Origin of the sequence: Salinispira pacifica (assembly GCF_000507245.1) — a bacterium.
Lineage (GTDB): Bacteria > Spirochaetota > Spirochaetia > DSM-27196 > Salinispiraceae > Salinispira > Salinispira pacifica.
Map to the genome: position 1 here is coordinate 2,362,315 of NC_023035.1, position 21,991 is coordinate 2,384,305.

A 21,991-nucleotide genomic window follows, 5' to 3' on the forward strand; every position below is an offset into this window, starting at 1 on the left:
CATGGGCGAATATGATCTTCATCTGGTCCTTCACGAACCGGAGATTCCTCAGAACACCGGCAATATTGCACGAACCTGCACGGCCCTGGATGCCACCCTTCATTTGATTAAGCCCCTTGGATTTTCCCTGGAAGATAAATACGTCAAACGCTCAGGGATGGATTACTGGGAACGGCTCAATTATATAGTGTGGGAAGACCTGGATGATTTTTTCCAGGGAATCCAAAGGGAATACGGTGCTGATCCCGCCGAAGAGTGTTTCTATATCAGTACAAAGGCCAGACAGCAGCTGGGCCAGGTGGAGTACCCTTCCCGTGCGTTTTTTCTGTTCGGAAAGGAAAGCGCGGGACTTCCGGAATATCTGATGAAGAACTTTCCCGAACAGTCTTTGAGAATTCCCATGAAGCCCGGTATCCGCAGCCTGAATCTAAGCAATGCGGCGGCGATTATCGCATACGATCACTGGAAGCATTTCAACTTTCCCGGATGTGAGTCTTTTAATTAGCAGCTTTTACTGGTAGCCTGAAATGATACCAATGCCCGGCAGGGATACTATACGAGGAGCAGGCATGAAAACCATCGGAATTATCGGTTTTGGAAATATGGGCGAAGCGATGATCTCGGGATTGCTTGACCGGGAATCCGGGTACAGCTTGTCGGTTATCGAGAAAAGCGCTCCGCGGAGAAAGCTTGCAGTTGAAACCTACAATGCCGAGGATTGCACGGATACGCCGGAAAAACTGTTCGCTTCCGCAGACGCGGTGGTGCTTGCAATCAAACCCCAGGACCTGCCTGCTCTCGGCGAGGAGTTTTATTCATATACGGAAAAGCTCCCTCTCATATCAATAGCCGCCGGGGTGAACCTTGAGACGCTGAAAGAACTGTTCGGCTCGGATCAGATCGCACGCTTTATGCCCAGCCTTGCTGCGAGCGTGGGAAAATCAGTTACCGGAATATCCTATTCAGACGGCTGCAGTGAAGAGTTCAAGGAACTGTCTTTTACGGTGGCAGAATCATTTGGCCTGGCAATGGAAATGCCCGAACGGCTGATTCCCGCAATAATCGGAATTTCCGGTTCCGCCATCGCCTATGTATACGAGTTTGTGAACGCCCTGGCCCTGGGGGGAGTGAAAAACGGCATCAAGTACGATTCCTCTCTGGAAGTTGCCCTGGATGTGCTGGAAGGGGCGGTATCCACCATCCGAAGCAGCGGGATGACCCCCGGCGAGCTTGTCACAAAGGTGTGTTCACCCGGCGGGACCACCATTCAGGGCATCAGCAGCCTCCATGAGGACGGGTTCACCGCCACCGTCATGAGAGCCGTGGATGCCGCCGCAGACCGTGCCCGGGATCTGGAAAGCTGAACCGCCGCCCGGGCTCACAGCGGCCGCACATGAAAGCACCTTGCCCCCTTGTCCATTCTTGCCCCGAACGTATATGATACCGCCATGTTAGATATTAAATTTATCCGAGATAACATCGAAGCCGTAAAGGCCAATATTTCTGCACGGAACATGTCTGCAGATCCCACCCTGGTTGTGGAACTCTATGAGAAGCGCAATGCCCGCATTCAGGAGCTCGACACACTCCGTCAGGCCCGGAACGACAATGCCAAGAAAATGAAGGGCCCCATGGATCAGGATGCACGTCAGCAGCTGATTCAGGAGGGTAAGGAGATCAAGGAAAAGATTTCCTCATCGGAAGCAGAGCTCCAAAATATTGAAGCCCGGATGTATGATGAGGCCCGGAAAATTCCCAATATGGCCCATCCCGATGCTCCCATCGGCAAAGAAGACAAGGACAATCTTGAGCTGAAGAAGCTTGGAGATGTTCCCCGGTTCGGCTTCACTCCCAAAGATCATGTAGAACTGGGAGAACTGCTTGATATTATCGATTTTGAAAAAGGAACCAAAGTCTCGGGTACCAAATTTTACTTTCTGAAAAATGAAGGAGTGTACCTGGAGATGGGGCTGATCCGCTACGCCCTGGATATTCTGCAGAAGCACGGTTTTACCCCCACCATCACTCCGGACATTGCCAAGGAAGAGGTTGTTCAGGGCATCGGGTTCAATCCCCGGGGCGAAGAGAGCAATATTTACACCATTGAAGGAACCGACAGCTGCCTGGTAGGAACCGCAGAGATCACCCTGGGAGGGTATCATTCCGGTGAGATGCTGGAAGCGGAGGATCTCCCCATCAAGCTGGCGGGGGTTTCCCACTGTTTCCGCCGGGAAGCCGGCGCCGCAGGACAGTTCTCCAAAGGACTGTACCGGGTGCATCAGTTCACGAAAATTGAAATGTTTGTATACGCCTCACCTGAATCCTCCCCACAGCTCCACGAGGATCTGAGGGAGATCGAAGAGGAAATCTTCACCGGTCTGGGGATTCCCTTCCGGGTGGTGGATACATGCACCGGAGATCTGGGTGCTCCTGCATACCGCAAGTACGATCTGGAAGCATGGATGCCCGGACGGGGCGAACAGGGCGGCTGGGGGGAGATCACCTCAACCTCCAACTGCACCGACTACCAGGCCCGGCGCCTGGGAGTACGCTACCGCGACGGTAAAACCAAGGGCCATGTGCATATGCTGAACGGTACCGCCATTGCCATCAGCAGGGCGATTATCAGCATTCTGGAAAACTTTCAGCAGGAAGACGGATCGGTACACATGCCTGAAGCTCTGGTGCCCTACCTGGGCTTCGATACCATCCGCCCCCGTAAAAACTGATATGTCCGCCTCCTCCGTTTCCCAGATCAGGAACTCCCGGGTCTCCCCAACGGAGATTGTAGCGGAAATCGGTTCCGGTCATAGAAAAGACCGGAACCGGGCCCGGGATCTGATTGCAGCAGCGTCAGATGCCGGCGCCGACACGGTGAAATTTCAGCATTTTTATGCCGATGAAATTGTTCATCCCCTGACAGGGATGGTGGAACTTCCCGGGGGTTCAGTTCCCCTCCACAGCCGCTTCAGGGAGCTTGAACTGGATGCCGGTTTTCTTGAGTTCCTGAAAAACGAGTCGGAAAAGAACCAGCTCCGGTTTTTCTGTTCGCCCTTCGGTATCCGCAGTGCACAGGATCTTATCAAACTGGGGGAATCATCCTTTAAAATTGCCAGTCCGGAACTGAATCACATCCCCCTCCTGGATTTCCTCAACACCCGGGCAGAGTCTCTGGTTCTTTCCACCGGAGTGAGCCGTCTGGGTGATATGGAGGAAGCTCTCTCCCATGTGGGAGATACTGAACAGCTCAGCCTTCTTCACTGCATCACCAGCTATCCTGCCAGGGAAGAAGAGTACAATCTTCGCCTCATTCCCGGATTGCATGCCCTCTTCGGCATTCCTGCGGGACTGTCGGATCACAGCATAGATCCTGTACTGGTGCCCTCCCTGGCAGTGCTTCTGGGAGCCCATATGGTGGAGAAGCATTTCACCCTGAGCCGCAGCGACGGCGGTCTGGACGATCCCATCGCATTGCCCCCGGAGGAGTTCGGCAGAATGACCCGGGCCATACGGGAGGCGGAATCCGTGATTTATTCTTCCCCGCACATCGGTTCTTCTTCCCGACACATTGCGGACTCACCGGCTTCACCCCGGGAACATGCCCTTCCCTCCTCCGGTACAATCCTTGAGCATGCAGGCAGACACAGTCTGCTGGCCCCTTTCTCCCCGGACAGAATACGCAGCATCCTGGGAGACGGAGTGAAGCGTCTTGCACCGGGGGAAAGGGAAAACTACGGAAAAAGCAACAGAAGCATTCACGCCCTCATCGATCTTCAGCCAGGGGATATTCTCAGCGACACCAATATGGCAGTGCTCCGCAGCGAGAAAAACCTCCGGCCGGGACTTCATCCCCGACATTTTCTTCAGATTACCGGCTCCAGAGTTCAACGCAGCATCCGGGCCGGTGAAGGAATTGTATTCACAGATCTCATGATCCGCTGATACAGAATTCGATAATCTGACCTTACTGAATCCGAATATTGGGTGCTTTGATAATATTGGGTGCTTTGATATTGACAGCTTGCCACCGGCAAATTACTATTGTATTAAAGCATTAGTACAAGCATACAAGGAGATGGGGTGGCAGCTTCAGATATCCGGCAGTCCGGTATTCCGTTCAGTCTCGATCCCAAAAGCGGAGTACCCTACTATAAGCAGATTATACTCCAGATTGAGATGGCAATTGCAGACGGAAGGCTGACCACCGGCGACCAGCTGCCCACGGTGAGAAGCCTTGCGGTGACCCTGAAAATCAACCCCAACACCGTAGCCCGGGCCTACAGCGAACTGGAAATCCGGAACCTGGTCACCACTCAGCAGGGTACCGGCACCTTTATCAGCGATAAAGAGGTGAAGCTCAGCGAGGTGGAGCGGGAGGAGAAGCTTGAAGAGATGGTCCGGACCTTTTTATCCAGGGGCCGATCCTACGGGTTCAGCCCCCGGGAGCTGGCGGAAGCTGTGCGCAGGGCCGGGGAAACCTGAGGAATCATACAGCGGGAGCCGGGGACTGCTAATCCGGCCTTTTTGATCATCGGTCCTGATTTTTCCGGATCATCGGTCCTGAATTTCACCGGCATCCTGTGGTCAATCACGAACGGGACTGTCTGAAAAGCACCAAAACGCCCATCCACGGAGGATACAGATGGAAAAACATTTCAATGCCCTGAACAGAATCAAGAATCCCATGCCCAGAGTTCAGAAGGGGGATTTCCGCTTCAGTATATATTCCTTCTTCTCCATGCTGGGAATCTTTGCAGTCTTTGCGGGTATGCAGTGGCTCATTGCAGGAGGGGTGAACCTGGAGATTATTATTCGGGGCAGCATTGCCCTTGCCGCAGCCGCGTTGGTCTATCTGCTTCTTCCCAGGTGGTCGGCGCTGATTCTGGTGATCATTATCAGCCAGGGCATTGCCCTGGTTCCCCTGCCCCGGGAAGTGCTCTCCGCTCTCCCTTCGGGAGCGGGTGCGTCACCAGGCCCCTGGGATGGCATCGCTCTGGCGGGCCTGGTTCTGGCGGTGCTCAGCGGACCCTCGGTGCAGCTGATCTTTCAATGGGAGAAGGCGGTGGTGCTCCGGCTGGGTAAATTCCACCGGGTCCGGGATCCGGGCATTTTTCTCCTGGTTCCGGTTATGGACCGATGCACCGCCTTCGTGGATACCCGCATACGGGTGACGGATTTCAGCGTGGAAAAAATCCTTACCAGCGATACGGTGCCGGTACACGTGGATGCCCTGGCCTTCTGGATGATCTGGGATCCCGGCAGGGCAATTCTGGAGGTTGAAGACTATATTTCAGCGGTGACCCTTTCGGCTCAGGCGGCACTGAGGGATAGTATCGGGAAGTACAGTCTTACAACCCTTCTCAGCGAAAGGGATACTCTTTACCGGGAGATCCAGACCATTCTTGACGCCAAAACCAATCCCTGGGGCATCACCATTCTCAGCGTTGAGTTCACCGATATCATTCTTCCCGATGATCTTCAGGATGTGATGTCCAAGAAGGCCCAGGCAGAGCGTGAGAAGGAAGCCAGGCTCTATCTTGCCCAGGCCGAGTATGATATTGCGGTGGAGATGTCCAGGGCTTCCCGGCAGTATAACGGCGACAGTGAAGCGCTGAATTTACGGGCCATGAATATGGTATACGACAGCATGAAGACCCGGGGAAGCATGGTGATGCTGCCCTCGGGAGTACTTGAACGGATGAATATGGGCACGACACTGGGTGTCAGTGCATTTGCGGAATCCGCCATGAAAGACGGAGATTCACCGGCAGAACATGAGGATCCTGTGACTGCAGAACCACAGAGCGATACAAATAACCAGAACAAGAGGGATACGCCCCAGGAGCGGGATCCCGGGAGGAAATCATGATCAGCACACAGAACGTTCACCGCACATATCAGAGCGGGGAAACCAGTGTTCACGCACTGAAAGGGGTGGACCTTGAGATTGAAACCGGAGAATTTCTCTCGATTGCAGGACCCAGCGGCTCGGGGAAAACCACCCTTCTGAATATTCTGGGCTGCATCGACAGCGCGGATGAGGGAGTTGTCCACATCGACGGGACGGAGATCACATCAATTCCCCACGGCAAGCTTGCTTCCTTCCGACGGGAGAAACTGGGCTTTGTTTTTCAATCCTTTAATCTGATACCGGTGCTCAGCGCATATGAAAATGTTGCACTGGCTCTGAATCTTCTGAAAATACCTGAAGATGAGATCAAGAAGCGTACCATGGCGCTCCTGAAGGAAGTGGGCCTGGAAGGAATGGAGAACCGGCGCCCGGGGAAACTGTCCGGGGGTCAGCAGCAGCGGGTGGCCATAGCTCGGGCACTGATCAAGGAACCGGCCATAGTACTGGCAGACGAGCCCACGGCAAATCTGGACAGCGAAACCGGACAGGAGATTCTTGAACTGATGAAGAAGATGAACTCCAAGACCAACACCACATTTATTTTCAGCACCCACGACAAGATGGTGATGGATTACGCCCGAAGGCTTGTGCTGCTCCATGACGGCTATGTCCAGAAGGACGAACGGAGGTAATCATGAAATTCCTCATAGCACTTTCCTTCAAGAACCTTGCCCGGTACACAAAACGCACCATCATCACTGCTTCGGCAATCGCATTCGGACTGGCCATGTTTTTATTCATCGACAGCATGCTCAAGGGTGCCGAAAAAGATTCTGAACGAAATCTCATCTGGTATGAAACTGCCTCGGCACGGGTGTATGCCAGGGAAAACCTCGATGACTGGCGGAAAATGAATCTGAAACACATGATTGAGAATCCCGGAGAAATTATCTCCGCCATAGAAGATGCCGGCTACGAAGCGGCCCCCCGAGCGGCTTTCAGCGGGGAAATGGTGGTATACCGCGATCCGTTTCCCGAGGACGGATCTGTACAGGTGAGGCTCTTCGCCGTGGATCCTGTGAAGGATCCCGACGTATACCGGATGAAGGAGTCCCTGATCGACGGCTCCTCCTGGCTGGAGGAAGGAAGCAACGGAGTAATTATGGGCAGCTGGATGGCCGAGGATCTGGGTGCGGATATCGGGTATCCGGTTACCATCGTCACCCGTACCCGGGACGGAGCGTTTCAGACCATCGATCTTGAAATTACCGGTCTGATCAAAACCGCAAATCCCATGGTGAACCGCAGCAGCCTTCTCATGGATCTGAGTTATGCGGATGCCATGCTGAACCTTGATGGTGCAGTGAGCCAGATCGATGTTTCCTACCCCCTGGCCGCCGACGACCGGGAGGAAGTTGCCGCACTGAAAGCCGCCCTTCCTTCTCAGAGGGATGATGTGAGTGTGGTCAGCTGGAGGTTTCTTGCAGGGGATTACCTGAGCCTTGCCGCCGCAAAGCAGAGCGGTACGCTGGTAATTCTGGGGCTGGTATTCATTATCGCCCTGGTGGGGATTTCCAACACCATGCTGCTTGCAATGTATGAACGGCGGCGGGAGCTGGGTATGCTCAGGGCCATGGGTATGACCGACAGAGAGATTGGCCTGAGCTTCATGATGGAAGCCGGAGGCATAGGACTTATCGGCAGTCTCATCGGAGCAATCATCGGGGCTGCACTGGTGTGGTTTCTGGTAGATGTGGGCATCAATTTTGAATTTATCCTTCGGGATTTCGACGCCGGATACCGCATCAGTTCGGTGTTCCGGGGAATCTGGCGACCCGGCATGTTCGTTCTCGCCGCGGTTTTCGGAGTAGTAATGTCCATGATAGTGGCCCTCATCCCCACCCGGCAGGCGCTGAAAATGCGGATAACCGACTGCCTTCATGCGGAAACATAGGAGAGGCTTATGAAACTTCACATAATGGCATGGCGAAACATTCAACGGAATACCAGGCGTACCGCCCTGTCGGTATCGGCTATCGCAGTTGCTGCAATGGCAATAGTGCTGTTGTTCTCCCTGCTGGCCGGTTTGAGCAATGAACTGAAAAGCAATCTGCAAACCTTCTACTTCGGTGAGCTGCGGATCCGGCATGCCCAGTATGAAAAGCACGCCAATCTCAATCCCCTGCACCTCAGTGTGGAGTCAGCCTCCCGCCTCATAGCTGAACTTGAGTCCAGCCCCGCATTGGAACAGGCATCGGCCCGTATTCAGTTCCCGGCTGCAGTGTATGAAGAGGGAAATAATATCGGAGTTTCAGCCATGGGGCTGGACTTCTCAAAGGACCTGATGGAACCGGGAACATATCTGATTGAAGGCCGGCTGCCCCGTCCCGGCGAACAGGAGGTCCTCCTAGGCAGTTCAGCCGCCGGCTCCCTGAACAAAGGCGTAGGCGATTCATTTACCGCCCTCTCCACCACCCTGCGGCGGGCCAGCAATGCCATGACTTTTGAGGTGGTGGGCGTTGCCTCATTTCCCCTGGCCGATGTGAACTCCCGAATTTATCTGCCGGTGGATACCGTTCAACGCTTCCTGAAGACCGGAGACCGGGCGGTAGATGTGGTAATGGAAGCTGCCGGCGAATACAGCCTGGAAGATGCACGGACCGCCGCAGCCGCCATTCTGGAAAGTTATCCTCAAAAGGAGGATCTCCTGCTGGAGACCTGGAACCGGATCCCTTCAAGCTATATATTTATCCGCATGGCCCAGATGGTCTACTACATTGCCGGAGCGGTCTTCTATGTGCTGGCTTCCACGGTGATAATCAACACCATCATGATGATCATCTTTGAGCGCACCCGGGAAATCGGCACCCTGGCCAGCATGGGTATGAGCGGGAAAGACATCGTCCGGATGTTCTTCCTGGAATCCTTTTTCATCAGTACCATTGGAAGTGTTGCCGGTGCAGCTGTGGGCGCAGGATTTACCCTCATTCTGGAGAATACGGGGATTGACCTCACATCCGCCATGGAAGGAGTTGACTTTGAAATCTCAGGGGTTGTGTATCCCCACCTGACCGCCGTGAACATTCTCATCGCAGTAGTTACGGGTATTATTGTTGCCTCGGGCATCAGTCTGATACCCTCACGCAGGGCATCGGGAATTAAGCCCGTGGAAGCAATGAAGAGCATATAGCATATTGAGTGTACAGAAGGCATTCCGGCTGCCCCACCATACGGCACAATGCCGGGGACCGCGGGGAAAGCCGCTGCACTAACTGGAGGTACCATGCACAAACGAATCGCAATCATAACCGTTCTTCTCATTCTGGGACTCAGCTCCCTCTGGGCCCAGTTTGAGAGAGCCGAGGAAATAATCCTGGAGATGGAAGATCAGGAGGTGTTTGACAGCGCCTACATTCAGGGAAAAATGATAATCAACGACCGTTTCGGTGAAAAAGTGAGCACCTTTGACAGCTGGTCTCTGGGCAGCGACTACAGTCTGATAGAATTCACCAGCGTGGAGGAACGGGGACAGAAAATCCTGCGAAACGACGACGACCTGTATCTCTATTATCCCGATGCCGATGAAGTGATCCGCCTTTCCGGAGCAGCTCTCAGGGACGGAATTCTCGGTTCAGATGTGAGCTATGAGGATATGACCGGAGATAAATCCCTGCTGGCAGACTACCGGGTCAGCGGATTTGAGGAAGACCGGCTCACAGGAAAGGATGTATACGTAGTTGAACTGGAAGCTCTCCGTTCATCGGTTCCGTACCAGAAACAGATTCTCTGGATCGAACAGGACCGCCTGGTGGGAATGCAGGCACACAAATTTTCCCTGAGCGGCAGACTGCTGAAGGTTGAGCGGGTGCTGGAATACCGCGCGATGGATGAATACCTGTTCCCGGTTCATATTGTCACAGAGGATAAGCTCAAGCAAAATTCCAGCACAGAGTTTATAATTGAAGAGATAGATCTTGATTATCCCCTGGATCGAGGATTCTTCTCCCTGGATGAACTTACCTGGTGAGACGGGCTCCCATTCCCGGGCAAGGAGGATTATTTTGATACCCAATCGAGCACTGATGACACTTCTCATGTTTCTTATGCTCCCGGGCATCTGGATCTCTCAGGCCGCAGCGGAAACCGGCACGTCGGTGGAACTGGACCTGTATAACGGTATTCTCATGAATCCCGAACCGGACAACATTGAGCTTCGGTATCTGGCAGGAGGTTCGGGAAAAATACGCCTGGAGGCACGGGGAAACAGGAACGTCCGGGGTGAACTCAGCATCGCCGCAGACCTGGGCCTCACCTACACCCTGACAATCGATACGGCATATATCCGCACCCGCCTGGGTCCACTTCGCCTTACTGCGGGAAAGACCAGAATCAGCTGGGGTGAAGGTACCGTGTTCAACGCTGCAGATGTAATCATGGGCTCCACCGATCTGGATGTGGACCTCACATCCGCGGAGTTCAGGAGTGAAACTGACTGGTTGAGTGCCCTGTACCTTCCACTGGGCCGCTTTTCCTTCATAGAGGCCATTGTACTCCCCCCCATGCCCGATACACAGGCATACCAGGACTATATGAGCGGGCTCATAAGCGATCCTTTCCCGCCGATATCAGATACGGGACTGGGAGTACGTAGTTCCTTCACCTTTGAACGCTTTTTGGGAATCAAGCTGGAAACGGGGTACTTTTACACCGGCAGCGCCGACAGCCACACCGGGTATCTCAGTCTCCAGGGCGGCACCGGGCTGAACTGGCACCTGAGCAGTTCCCTTGAGATGACCGGCGATAGCTTTGGAAGCGGTGCCGATGCGTTTTTCCAGGGACTCACCGCCAGCGGAGGTCTCTACTCGCTGAACGATGTCTCTTCACGGGTCAGCATGAATGTCCGCATGGAAGCCCTCTACAACTACAGCGGTGAATTCATCGAAGTGGAGAATCCAGATCCTGCGAACCCTCCGGAATACGGAATATACGGATACTTCGACTTCTCCCTGGGCATTGATTCCAACCTGAACGTGTATCTCCGCTCAATTGTGAGTCCCGCAGACGGCTCGGCTTTGGTAATTCTCGGCAACACCTTCAATATATATCAGGGATTTACCTTTTATACCAATGTGAGCGGGAGTTTCGGCGAAAGCAACGATACCTATGCCAACAGAAGGCTGGGCGGGTACGGCTTGGTCACCGGCATCCGCTACATTTATTAAGCAGCATATTTAAGGTACAAAGCCGCATATTTCAGGTACCAGGCCGCATATTCCAGGAAAGCCCACAGGGCCGGTTTCATAGCCGTTGATCCATATAGGCAACGGCAAAATCCACCAGTTCCCGTGAGGGAAGAATACGAACGGTTCCTATACCAAGGCTCAGTGTTTTCCATAGTTCGGGGTGTTCTGTACAGAAGGCCTCTCCGATCTCCTGGAAGAGATCGCTGTTGAAATCAATATCCCGGTATTCTTCCCATTGAGTTTTCCCGTTTTTCACGGACACCGGTGCACGGTAACTGCATTGCTTATCCCGTGAGTCTGCGGCCCTGCATTCGGCCAGATGAAGCATGGTGCAGTTTTCGAACCCCACGCCCATGAGGAGAATTTTCACATTCCGGTCATACAGCCGGGCGAGGGGGCTGTGCTCCCCCATTGAGAAATCCATGGGATGGGGTTCCAGGATGGATGATGCGTCCGGGCCCATACAGGCTATGCTGTAGTGGGGGTGGCTGCTTCGCTTCACCCCCGGCAGCGTACGGAACAGTTCCGGGGTGCGCCCCAGCCTTCTGCAGCTGGCGGTATGAAGGTCAAAGGGGGGCATGGAATCCATCACCTGATCAATCCAGCCCTCAGGTACCGGGGGGTTTTCCCACAGTCCGGGATCACTGATATCATTGCTGTGGGCGGGCATGACAATATGCCCCCGTTCTCCCACCGCATCCTTCACTCCCTGAATCAGTGCCAGCGGACCTCCGCAGATCCAGCCGATATTATTCAGGGAAACATGCAGCATCACATCACTGCCCGACTCAAGGGGGCTGAGCGCATCCCGCACATCCTTCCGGGTCACCGGTCCGGACCCGGTTTTCAGCATCAGGCGGTACTCCGCCTCGTATCGTGGTTCCATGGAATGATTTTACCCGGTACAAAGTTCTGTGTCATCATTCCCTGAACAGCGCTTCATCTTCTATCTGGTCGTCATAACTGGCAAATACGCTTGCACGATCCGGTTTGCTTGCCCCCGGCGGCATGAGGTCAAGCACCACCTGACCGTCCAGGGCCTGAAATACCGGCATTCCCTGGAAGCTCCCCCGCTTACCGTACTCCCCCACATGTTCCCCCAGACCGCCGCCGAATCGTCCCTTGAGGATCAGAACATTCCGGATAATCCGCCGCTCCCCCTGAAACTCCAGGGTAAGGGGCACCGGAATATACTGGCCGTTGAAGGCCCGGTTTTTCCGGTCGATTCCTGCGAGGCTGTCTTCCGTCCAGTTGATATGTGCCCGTGTACGGGCCAGCTGGATGGACGCATGTACACCGTTCATCATTTCCTGGGATACGGGCAGCACCTCACCCCGGTGCATAAGCTTCACAAGGCTTTTGATATGCCGAATCCCCGCATAGCAGGTGCGGTTGAGAAGGGATGCCGGGGTTTCGCGCCTTCGGATTGATACCGCCGGAGTGCGCCAGATTATTTCCCCGGCGTCGTACTGTTCGCTTACCCGGTGTACCGTTCCATAAAAACTCTGCATATCGCTGAGAATAGCCCAGGTTTCCGCCTCAAAGCCCCTGAGGGCAGGTAGAGGCCCCGGGTGAAAATTGATGAACCCCAGCCTGGGTGCGGAAAACAGGTCGGGAGGAAGCCATGATCCAAAGTATACAACTCCCAGGCTGTAGTTTTCCCTTCTGAACGTTTCCAGCCACTCCTGCCAGCCGGCGTTCCGGTCAGGATCGGAGAAACTTTTCAGGATCTTTTTCCTGGGCTGTCTGAGAATGGCCGGGATGTGATGAATCCTGCATCCTTTGAACCGCTGATGGTTGAGCCTGTCCCCGGGGCGTACATACAGCCCCTCCACCTTCACCCCCTGATTAATCAGGGCGCGAACCAGATCTGCACCGCTGTCCCGCCGGGATGCAGGACGGTGACTTCCAATGAATACGCATACTTTTTCCCGCTGCCTGGGCGTAGCTGCCATGTTCTGCACCTATTTCTGCTGGGGCCGGAGGATTCCGTCCCAGGGTTCGGGTTCACGTCCACGCTTGCGGGCTTCTTCCCGCTCGATGTGGTACCGGTCGATACAGGAAATAAACAGATCCGCAATTGCACGGTTGAATGGATCCTCCCTGATGGTCATGAACAGATCGTAGGCGGTCTGCATATTTCCTGCTTCAAAAGCTGCGACCCCATCATTCAGAATCTGCTTGTTTCGAAGCTTGGCCTCAATCTCCTCCTCGGGCAGACCATTGAGAATCTCGTATACGCTCCGGGCCTGCTGCCTGCCCACCACCTGTATCCGTCCCATGTAGCGCTTCAGGTATTCATCGGCGGTGCTCATCGCCTCAAGGGCGTCGCTGCTGACGATGATGGAAGCGCCCATCTGCTTGGAGAGGGTCTCCAGTCTGGCGGCGAGGTTCACCGAGTCGGAGATCACCGTCCCCTGCATTCGATTCTCATCCCCCAGAATACCCAGCATCAGATCGCCGGTATGAATGCCTGCTCCCACCCGGATCTCCGGCTGCCCCTGTTCACGCTGTTCCCTGTTGTAACCGTTCAGCCGGGTAATCATGGCCACCGCCGCCTGCACTGCGTCATCGGCGCTGTCGGGAAAGAGAGCCATTATAGCGTCTCCGATATATTTATCGATAAAACCCCGTCGTTCCCGGATGACCGGCCCCACCATGCTCAGATAGGCGTTGAGAAAGTTGAAATTTTCATCCGGACTCATGCTCTCGGAGATGGCCGTAAAGCGCCTGATATCAGAGAACATGATCGTCATGGTTTTCTGCACCTGGTCTCCCAGCTTCACTTCCGTAAGATCGCTGAGATCCAGATATTTCAGAAACTGGTCGGGAAAGAACCGGCGGTAGCTCTCGTTCATATTTTCTATCTGCTGAAGATAGGTGTTGATGGAACGGCTCATGAAATTAAACCGCTTGCCCAGGTCGCTCACCTCATCGTTGCTTGTGAGCCGGATCTGGTAATCCCAGTCCCCTTCGGCAATCCGCTCAACCCCGTTGCGTAAAATCCGCAGACTCCGGAGAATCATCACCGTCATGATCATAATAAAAACCACAATCAGGGCGGCAATCAGGGTCATCACCATCATGGTCCTGGAATAGAGCTCCCTGGCATTCTCATTAAAACTGTATAAGTCGCTGCCGATCTCCAGAAGAGCCACCACCTGATTGCTGGAATCGTAGATCGGGCCCACGCCGTACAGCCAGTTGCCGCTGATATCCTGTACCTGTTCGAACACCACATCCCCTTCATTGGCTTTCCGGTACACGCTCTGGGGATCCTCATACCAGTTGAAGGGATGACGGAGGCCGATACGGTTATTCAGATACATAAACCCGTACAGGTTCTCATCCACAACCTGATACAGGGCGAAATACAGCCCTTCGTTCCAACTGTCCAGGTTGTAATTCAAGGCTTGCCGGAGATCGTTGCGTATCTGCTGATATTCTGCATTCATGTAATCATCCATCCCGCGTATTTCATGGAACAGATCCCCGTCCACGCTTTGTCCGATGGTCTGGGTAAGAGCCAGAATTGTATCGATATTATTCTGCTCATAGGAATCGATGAAGCTGCTTAAAAGAATGGTGGAAATGAGGAAAATTCCCCCGGCCATCAGCGGTACGATGATCAACAACTGCTTGAATACCAGAGATATCCGCCTCTTGAGAATATAAATATAGGTGTGAACCACCAGCGCCGCCAGGGCCAATCCTCCTGCAATGAGTCCCGTCCACCAGAGAAACGCCCTGACCCGCCACATGGGCGGGATGTGATACTTTTCACTGTGTGTAATCCGGGAGTTGGCATCTCCCCCGTAGACCCCGTAATCATAGGTTGTGAGAAATCCGTTGGGGGAATACCCCACCCGGTAATAGATAAACGGTTCATCCGAGTATCCCTTTCGGGACAGCAGCTCCCGATCCAGAACACTGCGGTATTCAACGGTGAAATTTGAGGAGTTCAGGAAGGAAATCAGGGGGATGGCTGCAATACGACGGTTGACCAGATCACTGACATACAGCCAGTCATCTCCGCCGATGGTCATATCCCAGAAATACTCGTCCGGAAGCCCGGGATCGTAAAAATAGCCGGCACCGCTATTCTGACTGGACGGGAATGACTCATCTTCCTCATCATCCGCCCGGACAGGTCCGGCGATATCCACCCGGGACATTTCAGAGTAAATATCTCCGAGAATCATATGTCCCCGCTTATCCAGAATGATGTAATTCTCACCATCCACCCACTCAATATCCGCCACATAGGCATTGGCGTCGGGAAAATAGCTTTCGCCGAGAATTTCCGTGGTTTCCCGTTCAAGAGATTTCCGGATGAACTGGATACCCGTATCCTGTACCAGAAAAAAATAGAGATAGCCCCGTTGAATCCGGGGACTGAAAATTTCTCCTCTCTGAATATACTCGGCCTTTTTCTCATCATACCTGCGCTGATACAGAATTCTGCGAAAATCGCCGTTCACCCCGTACTCCAGGATTTCCTCCCGCTGGATGAAGGTTCCTTTGTCATCCAGCACATAGTTGAGAATAAAAAAACTGTCTTCTTCTCCGGGAAGCACCAGGTCGGCATAGAAAAACCGTCCCTCTCTTCTGTCCCCTCCCCGGATTTCGGAGATCAACTCTCCTTCCTGGTCCGCCACAAGAATTCTTCTCAGGCTGGTGTCTATGACAATCGTTCTGTTCTGATCATCCTCCACGGCAAACTGGGGGAAATCCAGGACCGCATGACTCTGGAAAGGGTTTCTGTCACGCTCAGCAAAACCCGCCAGGATCAGAATAAGACTCACTCCCAGAACTCCCGATGCCACGGGAAGAATGCTTCTTCCAAGCTTCTGTATCCACGTCCGTTTATGATTATCAGTGCTTCGGCTGCTCATTGCTACTCCATTTCATTGATCTTCAATCTGCCTTACGAATGAATACATACGGGATTGCAATCACTGCGATGGCAATTCCCAGAAGGATCAGTCCCTGTCTCTGACCCAGAACCAGGACGGCGGCAAAAACCACCGGTCCAATGGTTTCGCCCAGCTTCCCCATCAGTTCGAAATATCCCGTGGCCCTGTCCTGTCCCACCACATGAACAATTTTCTGGGAGAAATAGAGTCCGTTCTGGCTGCTTACCGCAAATCCCTCGGTGAGCCCCATGAGAATCAGAACCAGTGCAGCGGACCAGATATTGCCGCTGAGACCCGCCAGAATTAACGCCGCACCCCACATCAGCGAACCCAGCAGGCTTCCCCAGAAGCTGCCCAGATGTTTTTCCACCAATCGGCTGAGGGGCGGACCCAGGTAGACAATAAAGAGCCCGTTCACAATGAGGAACCTGCCGATTTCCGGTGTGCTCAGTCCCCTGGCTTCGGCAAAGAGAGGGAAGTAAAAGCTCACGTATGCCGCTGCCACATAGGTGGGAAGAATCAGAAGGACAAAGTACATCCACAGCCGGGGACTGTGGATCATGGTAAGCAATGCCCTGCCATGTCCCAGTTCGCCCCGGGTATCCTGTTCCCAGAAAAACCGTGTATCCCGGTACAGGAATGCAAAAAGGATTCCGGTCATGCCGGTAAGGGCCATTCCCATGAGAAAAACATTCCGGTACCCCACCAATCCGGCAAGAGAGGCTCCAAGCACCAGTCCCACGTTTATTCCTGCTATCATGCCCGAATAAAAGTTGGAGTACGCCTGATTTCTGAGTTTTTCCCGTCCCTCTTTGTTGATGAAACTGCGAAGGGCAATATAGCCCATACCGGTACCCAGACCCGTAAGAGACCGGGCCAAAAGAAAAGCCGGAAGAGATCCTGCCAGAGCGGAAAGCAGAAGCCCCAGAGCGCTGATAACCAGACTTACTGCGAACACTCCCTTCCATCCCCTGTGGGCAATCAAAATGGAAGTCAAAACCGTGGCAATCCCGAAAAAGGCCATCTCAAGTGAAAGGGGCAGCGCAATTACCACATCCCTGCTCAATCCGGCCAGGGGCTGGTAGAGATCCCTGCTCAGCAAAGGCAGAAAGGCTATGGAGAAACTCACCGCAGTAAAGTAGAGAAACACCAGGGGTCGTGCAAGATTCCCGTCACTGAACCCTTCATCCCGGCTGCTCAACGGCGGAGTTGCCAGCCGGCGTTCTTTCAGCAGGGAGCTGAGAACGGTGAGCTCTATCATCAACAGAATAAGAACAATGAGAACGGTAACCAGCTCCCAGATCAGCTCCCGGATGAGTACACGGTTTTCCTGGTTCATGGTGTACAGATCTGTTCCCGTTTCGAAAAGAGCAACCACTTCGCCACGGCTGTTATAGATGGGTCCCACACCGTAGATCCAATCACCTGATATATCGGTATCCATCTCTGTTGCAATTCTTCCGTCCAGGGCGAGATCGTACACCCCGGGGTTTTCATCTCCCCCCAGCCAGTCGAAGGGATGATACATGGAAATGCCTCCATTCATGTACATGAATCCGTAGAGCCGGTCATCGATTATCCGGTAGAGAGCAAAATAATATCCCTTGTTCCACTCGTCCCGGTTATTGTTGAACGCATCAATGAAGGTATTTCGAATCTCCATATACTCTTCATTCCCGAAATCCTCCTGGGATTCAATTTCACTGAAAGAATCACCGTCAATCACCAGGGGGAGCACCTGTATCATCTGGGAAATTCTTTGAAAGATAATGCCGGTGTAGCGGTTGTTGAAATTGTTGATGAGAAGGAACGTACTCAGTGCTCCGACGGCAACGACCAGCAGGACTACAGCCATGGAACGCACGAGAACAGGCGGGAGATTACCTTCAAAAATCCGTGAATATATGATCCACAGAAGCAAAACAGCCCCGGAGACGGTCAGGATTACCCCGACCCACCACAGAATTCGTCCCAGAGTTCTGCCGGGTCCCAGCCTGGCGGAGGTGACAAAGCTGATATCACCTTGATCGTATATCACTATTCCTTCATCATTGGTTGTGTAAATCCTGCCATCCGGGGAAATATCCAGTCGGTAGTAATTGTACGGGTATAAATCCTCCAGGTTCATGGATGCCATGATCTGTTCCCTGCCGATGAGGGTTTCGCCTGAAACATTCCGAATTTCCTTATGCTCCAGGTCTACGAACACAATATCTCCGCCGGCGCTGCCCAGCTCCCATGGAACAACCCCCGGAGGATTCTCGGAAGTTCCATTAAAGAGAATCCGGTTTTCCCCTGCTGCAGAAAGCCGGCGGATAGTTCCGTCCCTGAATGTTGCCACGGCACCGGAAACGCTGTGTACTGCATCGGCAATATAGAGCATTGCCTGATCCACCTGAATGGGTTCAGCCTTCTGAATACGGTGAGGCACTGATCGGGATACTGCTGATTCTGCCTGTTCCTCTGTCTTTTGGGCTACCCGTTCCTCTGTATTTTCCGACGGGCCGTTCCCGTCGGGGAGAGAATATGTGATGGTTACCGGGGTAAGGGCATCCTCTTCAAGAATAAAAAAGCGGAGCATTCCCGGTTCCACAGCATTCAGTCCAAGAATTCTGTTCCGCTGTACAAGGGTGGGGTCGTTGTGTCCCGGAGGATATTCCCGTTCATACACCACCGAAAGCAGCTTTCCCCGGGGGCTGTAGAGCAAAATTCGTTCTCTGAGAACATAAAACCCTTTGGCATCCCGGGTTTCATCCAGGAGAAAAAGATACCCTTCCGGAGTCACACTGATCTGATTGGCATAAAAGAATCTGTTATCTTCCCGGGAACCCCCGTCAAGGCGGTAGACCAATTCCCCGTTCCCGGAGATTTTCGATACCCGTCTCAGGGATGTATCAATTACATAGTGATTACCGACGCTGTCTCCGGTGGCAAAGACCGGATAATCAAATTCATAGCTGCTTCTGAGAGGATTTTCGAAACGGGAACCGCTTTCCAGAAAGAGAAGTCCGATTCCAGAGATAATCAGAACAACGGGTATAAGCCAGATATATCCTTTTTTCATGCAAAACTCCGGTATATTTGTTTTCACCCCGCCGCACCCGGCAGGGCTGCAGTGCATACCTACATTCTATGAGTCCCCGGGAAGGATTGCCAATACCAGGTGAAAAGAGGTAGATTCCACAAAGTATGAAACAGGAAACCCGCCCCCTTACACAGCTTTGGCAATACCTCCGGCCGAAACACGGAAAGATTCTGGCTGCCAGCGCCTTTTCGGTGTTTAACAAACTCTTTGACCTCATGCCCCCGGCCCTCATCGGGTTCGCGGTTGATATCGTGGTCAACGGAGAGGACAGCTTTTTATCCCGTTTCGGACTTCCCAGGCCGGAACAGCAGCTGGTGGCTCTGGCCCTAATTACCGCCGTAGTGTGGCTTCTGGAATCCCTTTTTGAGTATCTCTTCGAAATCGCCTGGAAAACCCTTGCTCAACAGACCCAGGATGATATCCGCACCCATGCTTACCGACATATCCAGAATCAGCGCTATGCGTACTTTGAAGATAAACGCACCGGTGAACTGGTGACCATTCTCAATGAAGATGTAAATCAGCTGGAGCGCTTTCTCGATGTGGGGGCCAACGATATCATCCAGGTAATCACAACCATCGCCATCATCGGCGGAATGTATATGGTGGTGGCTCCGGGTGTGGGCTGGGTGGCGGTAATCCCCATCCCGATTATCGTCTGGGCTTCCCTCTGGTTCCAGAAATTCCTTGAACCCCGGTATGCGAAAGTCCGGGAAGCCGCAGGGGAAACCAGCAGTCAGCTGGCTACCAACATTCAGGGCATGGCCACCATCAAAAGCTACGGCAGCGAAGAGCAGGAAAATCGCCGGATCGCAGGCCTGAGCGGCGACTACCGGAGAGCCAACGAGTCCACCATCAGACTCTCAAGCGCATTTATTCCGATGATCCGCATGATCATTCTTGCAGGGTTCCTGGCAATCATGCTGATGGCGGGCTTTCAGGCTCTCAACGGCGCCATAGCAGTAGGCCTTTACAGCATGATGGTCTACATCGTTCAACGGCTCTTATGGCCCCTTACCCGCCTGGGGCAAACATTTGATTTATATCAGAGGGCCATGGCAAGCATACGCCGGATCATGAGCATTCTTGATTCCCGGGAACATCTCGTTGACGGCGATACGCCATATCCCCCTGAAAAAGCCCGGGGACATATACAGACCAGAGACTTGAGCTTCTCCTACAAGATCGGCCCGGAAGTATTATCCCGGGTGAACATGGAAATTCAGCCCTGCTGGACGGTGGGAATCGTGGGTCCCACCGGAGCGGGGAAAACAAGTCTGATCAAACTCTTTCTTCGACTGTATGATGTAAGCTCCGGCGCATTGATCCTTGACGGAAGGGATATCCGGGACTACCGCCTGAAAGATCTGGCTGCAAACATCGGCCTGGTGAGCCAGGATGTGTTTCTCTTTCACGGAAGCGCACTGGATAATATCGCCTATGGAAAACCCGGAGCAGACAAGGAAGAGATCATCCGGGCGGCGAAGCTGGCGGAGGCCCATGACTTTATTATGCGGCTCCCGGAAGGATACGACACCATTGTGGGGGAACGGGGACAAAAACTCAGCGGAGGTCAGCGTCAGCGCATCAGCATCGCACGGGCCATGCTGAAAGACGCACCCATTCTGATTCTGGATGAAGCCACCAGTTCGGTGGACAATGAAACCGAAGCGGCCATTCAAAAGAGCCTCTCCAGAATTGCCCATCAGAAAACCAGTATCGTCATCGCCCACCGCCTCTCAACCATCCGGAATGCCGACATGATCTTTGTATTCGACAGCGGCAGGATTGCCGAATCCGGTACACATGATGAATTAATCTCACAGGATGGGCTGTACCGGAATCTCTGGCGGGTACAGAGCGGTGAACAGGTTTTCACGTTTTAAGCTGCTCTTTGTTTCCGTACAGCTGTGTAAGAAGGTCGTTCTCTGAACTATAGCCGTCTATAAATCTGCCTCTGGCCGATGGAAGAATGCTTTCAACGGGCAACAGAATGGCAGTTTCAAATACCGAACCGAAATGCCCGTTTTCAGCCGTGCCGAAAGACTCAATTTCCCGGCTTACTCCCAGATAGGATTTCATGAGAGGGGGCACAGGATGTCCGGCTTCAGTCATTTCCCGGGAGAAGCGCTGAAAAGCTTCATCTGAAGAGATCGTTTCGGGGTAATCCCGGAAATATTCAGCATCCTCATCCACGGCATGCTCTTTCACAGGACAGATAATGCTTCGATCTCCGGGATAATACCGGCTCCAGAAGCCGAACAGACGCTTTCGAAGCTCCTGCGGCACCCGGGGATAGACGGTCAGTTTTCCGAAGAACCACTTCAGCCCGGGAATCTCGTTGATTAATGCCCCCAGACCGGACCACACCGCAAATAATCCCATAACCCGCCTGCGGGCCTTCCGGTTCACCACTGAGCGGCCCAGTTCGACAGTACCCCGGGAATACCCATCCATGAAGCGAGGGGAGAACCGAAATAGTCTGCCAGCCGGGGTTGAGCCCTTGAGCAGCCCGGGAGAAATCATTCCGTGGTGAATGTACCGGTAACAGGATACGATTTCCCTCCACTGCGGGTCATAGGCTATCAGCTGATAACAGTGTTCCCCGGTATCGAAGGAATCGATATCTTCACTTTTTCCGCTGCCTCCACCTTCCCGACGGAACTCCTGTTCCCGGATGCGGCCGATCTCCTTCATGCAGTTCGGCGACGTTGTTCCATGGAGGTGATGTATTTCAAGATCACGGAACCTGGTCAGCAAACTGTGACTTCCCAGTTCCCCGGCGAATCCGGTATCGTCTCTATCAGATACTTGTACATGCATGTTTTTATCATACTCCCCGGGCCCGTGTATTGCAAGTTTGTTGACAGCATTCGAAAATCCGGAATAGTATTCA

General features: G+C 53.4%; 17 protein-coding genes. 12 read left to right on the forward strand and 5 right to left on the reverse strand.

Annotation, left to right across the window (positions count from 1 at the left end):
• Position 1: 1 nt before the first annotated feature.
• The 11 genes from L21SP2_RS10455 to L21SP2_RS10505 all read left to right on the forward strand — a co-directional run bounded on the left by L21SP2_RS10455 (position 2) and on the right by L21SP2_RS10505 (position 11,073).
• The gene (locus L21SP2_RS10455) at positions 2-505 is read left to right on the forward strand and encodes a tRNA (cytidine(34)-2'-O)-methyltransferase (RefSeq protein WP_024268479.1); all 504 of its coding nucleotides are present in this window, start codon (positions 2-4) and stop codon (positions 503-505) included.
• A 64-nt stretch (positions 506-569) separates the two neighbouring features.
• Entirely contained in the window at positions 570-1,364 is a 795-nt protein-coding gene (gene proC, locus L21SP2_RS10460; protein ID WP_041401493.1) for a pyrroline-5-carboxylate reductase, read from the forward strand.
• A gap of 84 nt (positions 1,365-1,448) precedes the next feature.
• The gene (serS, locus tag L21SP2_RS10465) at positions 1,449-2,729 is read left to right on the forward strand and encodes a serine--tRNA ligase (RefSeq protein WP_024268481.1); all 1,281 of its coding nucleotides are present in this window, start codon (positions 1,449-1,451) and stop codon (positions 2,727-2,729) included.
• A 1-nt stretch (position 2,730) separates the two neighbouring features.
• Complete coding sequence (locus L21SP2_RS10470; protein WP_024268482.1) at positions 2,731-3,942, forward strand: N-acetylneuraminate synthase family protein; 1,212 nt, start codon at positions 2,731-2,733, stop codon at positions 3,940-3,942.
• A 138-nt stretch (positions 3,943-4,080) separates the two neighbouring features.
• The gene (locus L21SP2_RS10475; RefSeq protein WP_024268483.1) at positions 4,081-4,482 is read left to right on the forward strand and encodes a GntR family transcriptional regulator; all 402 of its coding nucleotides are present in this window, start codon (positions 4,081-4,083) and stop codon (positions 4,480-4,482) included.
• 160 nt (positions 4,483-4,642) lie between these two features.
• On the forward strand, positions 4,643-5,869 hold the full coding sequence (locus L21SP2_RS10480) for a slipin family protein (RefSeq protein ID WP_024268484.1): 1,227 nt from the start codon (positions 4,643-4,645) through the stop codon (positions 5,867-5,869).
• Positions 5,866-6,543: an ABC transporter ATP-binding protein gene (locus L21SP2_RS10485; protein ID WP_024268485.1), complete on the forward strand. Its 678-nt coding sequence runs from the start codon at positions 5,866-5,868 to the stop codon at positions 6,541-6,543. Before L21SP2_RS10480 ends, L21SP2_RS10485 begins: the two co-directional genes overlap by 4 nt.
• Positions 6,544-6,545: 2 nt before the next feature.
• Positions 6,546-7,805, forward strand: a complete 1,260-nt coding sequence (locus tag L21SP2_RS10490; protein WP_024268486.1) for an ABC transporter permease — start codon at positions 6,546-6,548, stop codon at positions 7,803-7,805.
• A 9-nt stretch (positions 7,806-7,814) separates the two neighbouring features.
• Complete coding sequence (locus L21SP2_RS10495; RefSeq protein WP_024268487.1) at positions 7,815-9,041, forward strand: ABC transporter permease; 1,227 nt, start codon at positions 7,815-7,817, stop codon at positions 9,039-9,041.
• 93 nt (positions 9,042-9,134) lie between these two features.
• Positions 9,135-9,878, forward strand: a complete 744-nt coding sequence (locus L21SP2_RS10500; protein ID WP_024268488.1) for an outer membrane lipoprotein-sorting protein — start codon at positions 9,135-9,137, stop codon at positions 9,876-9,878.
• A gap of 34 nt (positions 9,879-9,912) precedes the next feature.
• Positions 9,913-11,073, forward strand: coding sequence for a hypothetical protein (locus L21SP2_RS10505; protein WP_144082994.1), 1,161 nt, complete (start codon positions 9,913-9,915; stop codon positions 11,071-11,073).
• A 76-nt stretch (positions 11,074-11,149) separates the two neighbouring features.
• Here L21SP2_RS10505 and L21SP2_RS10510 read toward each other — a convergent pair whose 3' ends face one another.
• Genes L21SP2_RS10510 through L21SP2_RS10525 form a run of 4 tightly spaced genes read right to left on the reverse strand, consistent with a single transcriptional unit; the run spans position 11,150 to position 19,074 of the window.
• A complete protein-coding gene (locus L21SP2_RS10510; protein ID WP_081719581.1) occupies positions 11,150-11,980 on the reverse strand; it encodes an AAC(3) family N-acetyltransferase in 831 nt (276 codons plus the stop codon).
• 34 nt (positions 11,981-12,014) lie between these two features.
• Positions 12,015-13,049, reverse strand: coding sequence for a methionyl-tRNA formyltransferase (locus tag L21SP2_RS10515; RefSeq protein ID WP_144082995.1), 1,035 nt, complete (start codon positions 13,047-13,049; stop codon positions 12,015-12,017).
• Between the two features lie 9 nt (positions 13,050-13,058).
• Entirely contained in the window at positions 13,059-15,989 is a 2,931-nt protein-coding gene (locus tag L21SP2_RS17315; RefSeq protein ID WP_024268492.1) for an adenylate/guanylate cyclase domain-containing protein, read from the reverse strand.
• A gap of 22 nt (positions 15,990-16,011) precedes the next feature.
• Complete coding sequence (locus L21SP2_RS10525; protein ID WP_024268493.1) at positions 16,012-19,074, reverse strand: MFS transporter; 3,063 nt, start codon at positions 19,072-19,074, stop codon at positions 16,012-16,014.
• Between the two features lie 125 nt (positions 19,075-19,199).
• Between L21SP2_RS10525 and L21SP2_RS10530 the strand changes: the two genes are divergently transcribed.
• Positions 19,200-20,981, forward strand: a complete 1,782-nt coding sequence (locus tag L21SP2_RS10530) for an ABC transporter ATP-binding protein (protein WP_024268494.1) — start codon at positions 19,200-19,202, stop codon at positions 20,979-20,981.
• Here L21SP2_RS10530 and L21SP2_RS10535 read toward each other — a convergent pair.
• On the reverse strand, positions 20,971-21,918 hold the full coding sequence (locus L21SP2_RS10535) for a GNAT family N-acetyltransferase (protein ID WP_024268495.1): 948 nt from the start codon (positions 21,916-21,918) through the stop codon (positions 20,971-20,973). The genes L21SP2_RS10530 and L21SP2_RS10535 overlap by 11 nt on opposite strands.
• Positions 21,919-21,991: the final 73 nt, after the last annotated feature.

Excerpts from the sequence above, each read along its gene's own strand:
- L21SP2_RS10455 (WP_024268479.1), top strand. The coding sequence starts at position 2 with ATGGGCGAATATGATCTTCATCTGGTCCTTCACGAACCGGAGATTCCT.
- proC (WP_041401493.1), top strand. The coding sequence starts at position 570 with ATGAAAACCATCGGAATTATCGGTTTTGGAAATATGGGCGAAGCGATG.
- serS (WP_024268481.1), top strand. The coding sequence starts at position 1,449 with ATGTTAGATATTAAATTTATCCGAGATAACATCGAAGCCGTAAAGGCC.
- L21SP2_RS10470 (WP_024268482.1), top strand. The coding sequence starts at position 2,731 with ATGTCCGCCTCCTCCGTTTCCCAGATCAGGAACTCCCGGGTCTCCCCA.
- L21SP2_RS10480 (WP_024268484.1), top strand. The coding sequence starts at position 4,643 with ATGGAAAAACATTTCAATGCCCTGAACAGAATCAAGAATCCCATGCCC.
- L21SP2_RS10485 (WP_024268485.1), top strand. The coding sequence starts at position 5,866 with ATGATCAGCACACAGAACGTTCACCGCACATATCAGAGCGGGGAAACC.
- L21SP2_RS10490 (WP_024268486.1), top strand. The coding sequence starts at position 6,546 with ATGAAATTCCTCATAGCACTTTCCTTCAAGAACCTTGCCCGGTACACA.
- L21SP2_RS10495 (WP_024268487.1), top strand. The coding sequence starts at position 7,815 with ATGAAACTTCACATAATGGCATGGCGAAACATTCAACGGAATACCAGG.
- L21SP2_RS10500 (WP_024268488.1), top strand. The coding sequence starts at position 9,135 with ATGCACAAACGAATCGCAATCATAACCGTTCTTCTCATTCTGGGACTC.
- L21SP2_RS10510 (WP_081719581.1), bottom strand. The coding sequence starts at position 11,980 with ATGGAACCACGATACGAGGCGGAGTACCGCCTGATGCTGAAAACCGGG.
- L21SP2_RS10515 (WP_144082995.1), bottom strand. The coding sequence starts at position 13,049 with ATGGCAGCTACGCCCAGGCAGCGGGAAAAAGTATGCGTATTCATTGGA.
- L21SP2_RS17315 (WP_024268492.1), bottom strand. The coding sequence starts at position 15,989 with ATGAGCAGCCGAAGCACTGATAATCATAAACGGACGTGGATACAGAAG.
- L21SP2_RS10525 (WP_024268493.1), bottom strand. The coding sequence starts at position 19,074 with ATGAAAAAAGGATATATCTGGCTTATACCCGTTGTTCTGATTATCTCT.
- L21SP2_RS10530 (WP_024268494.1), top strand. The coding sequence starts at position 19,200 with ATGAAACAGGAAACCCGCCCCCTTACACAGCTTTGGCAATACCTCCGG.
- L21SP2_RS10535 (WP_024268495.1), bottom strand. The coding sequence starts at position 21,918 with ATGCATGTACAAGTATCTGATAGAGACGATACCGGATTCGCCGGGGAA.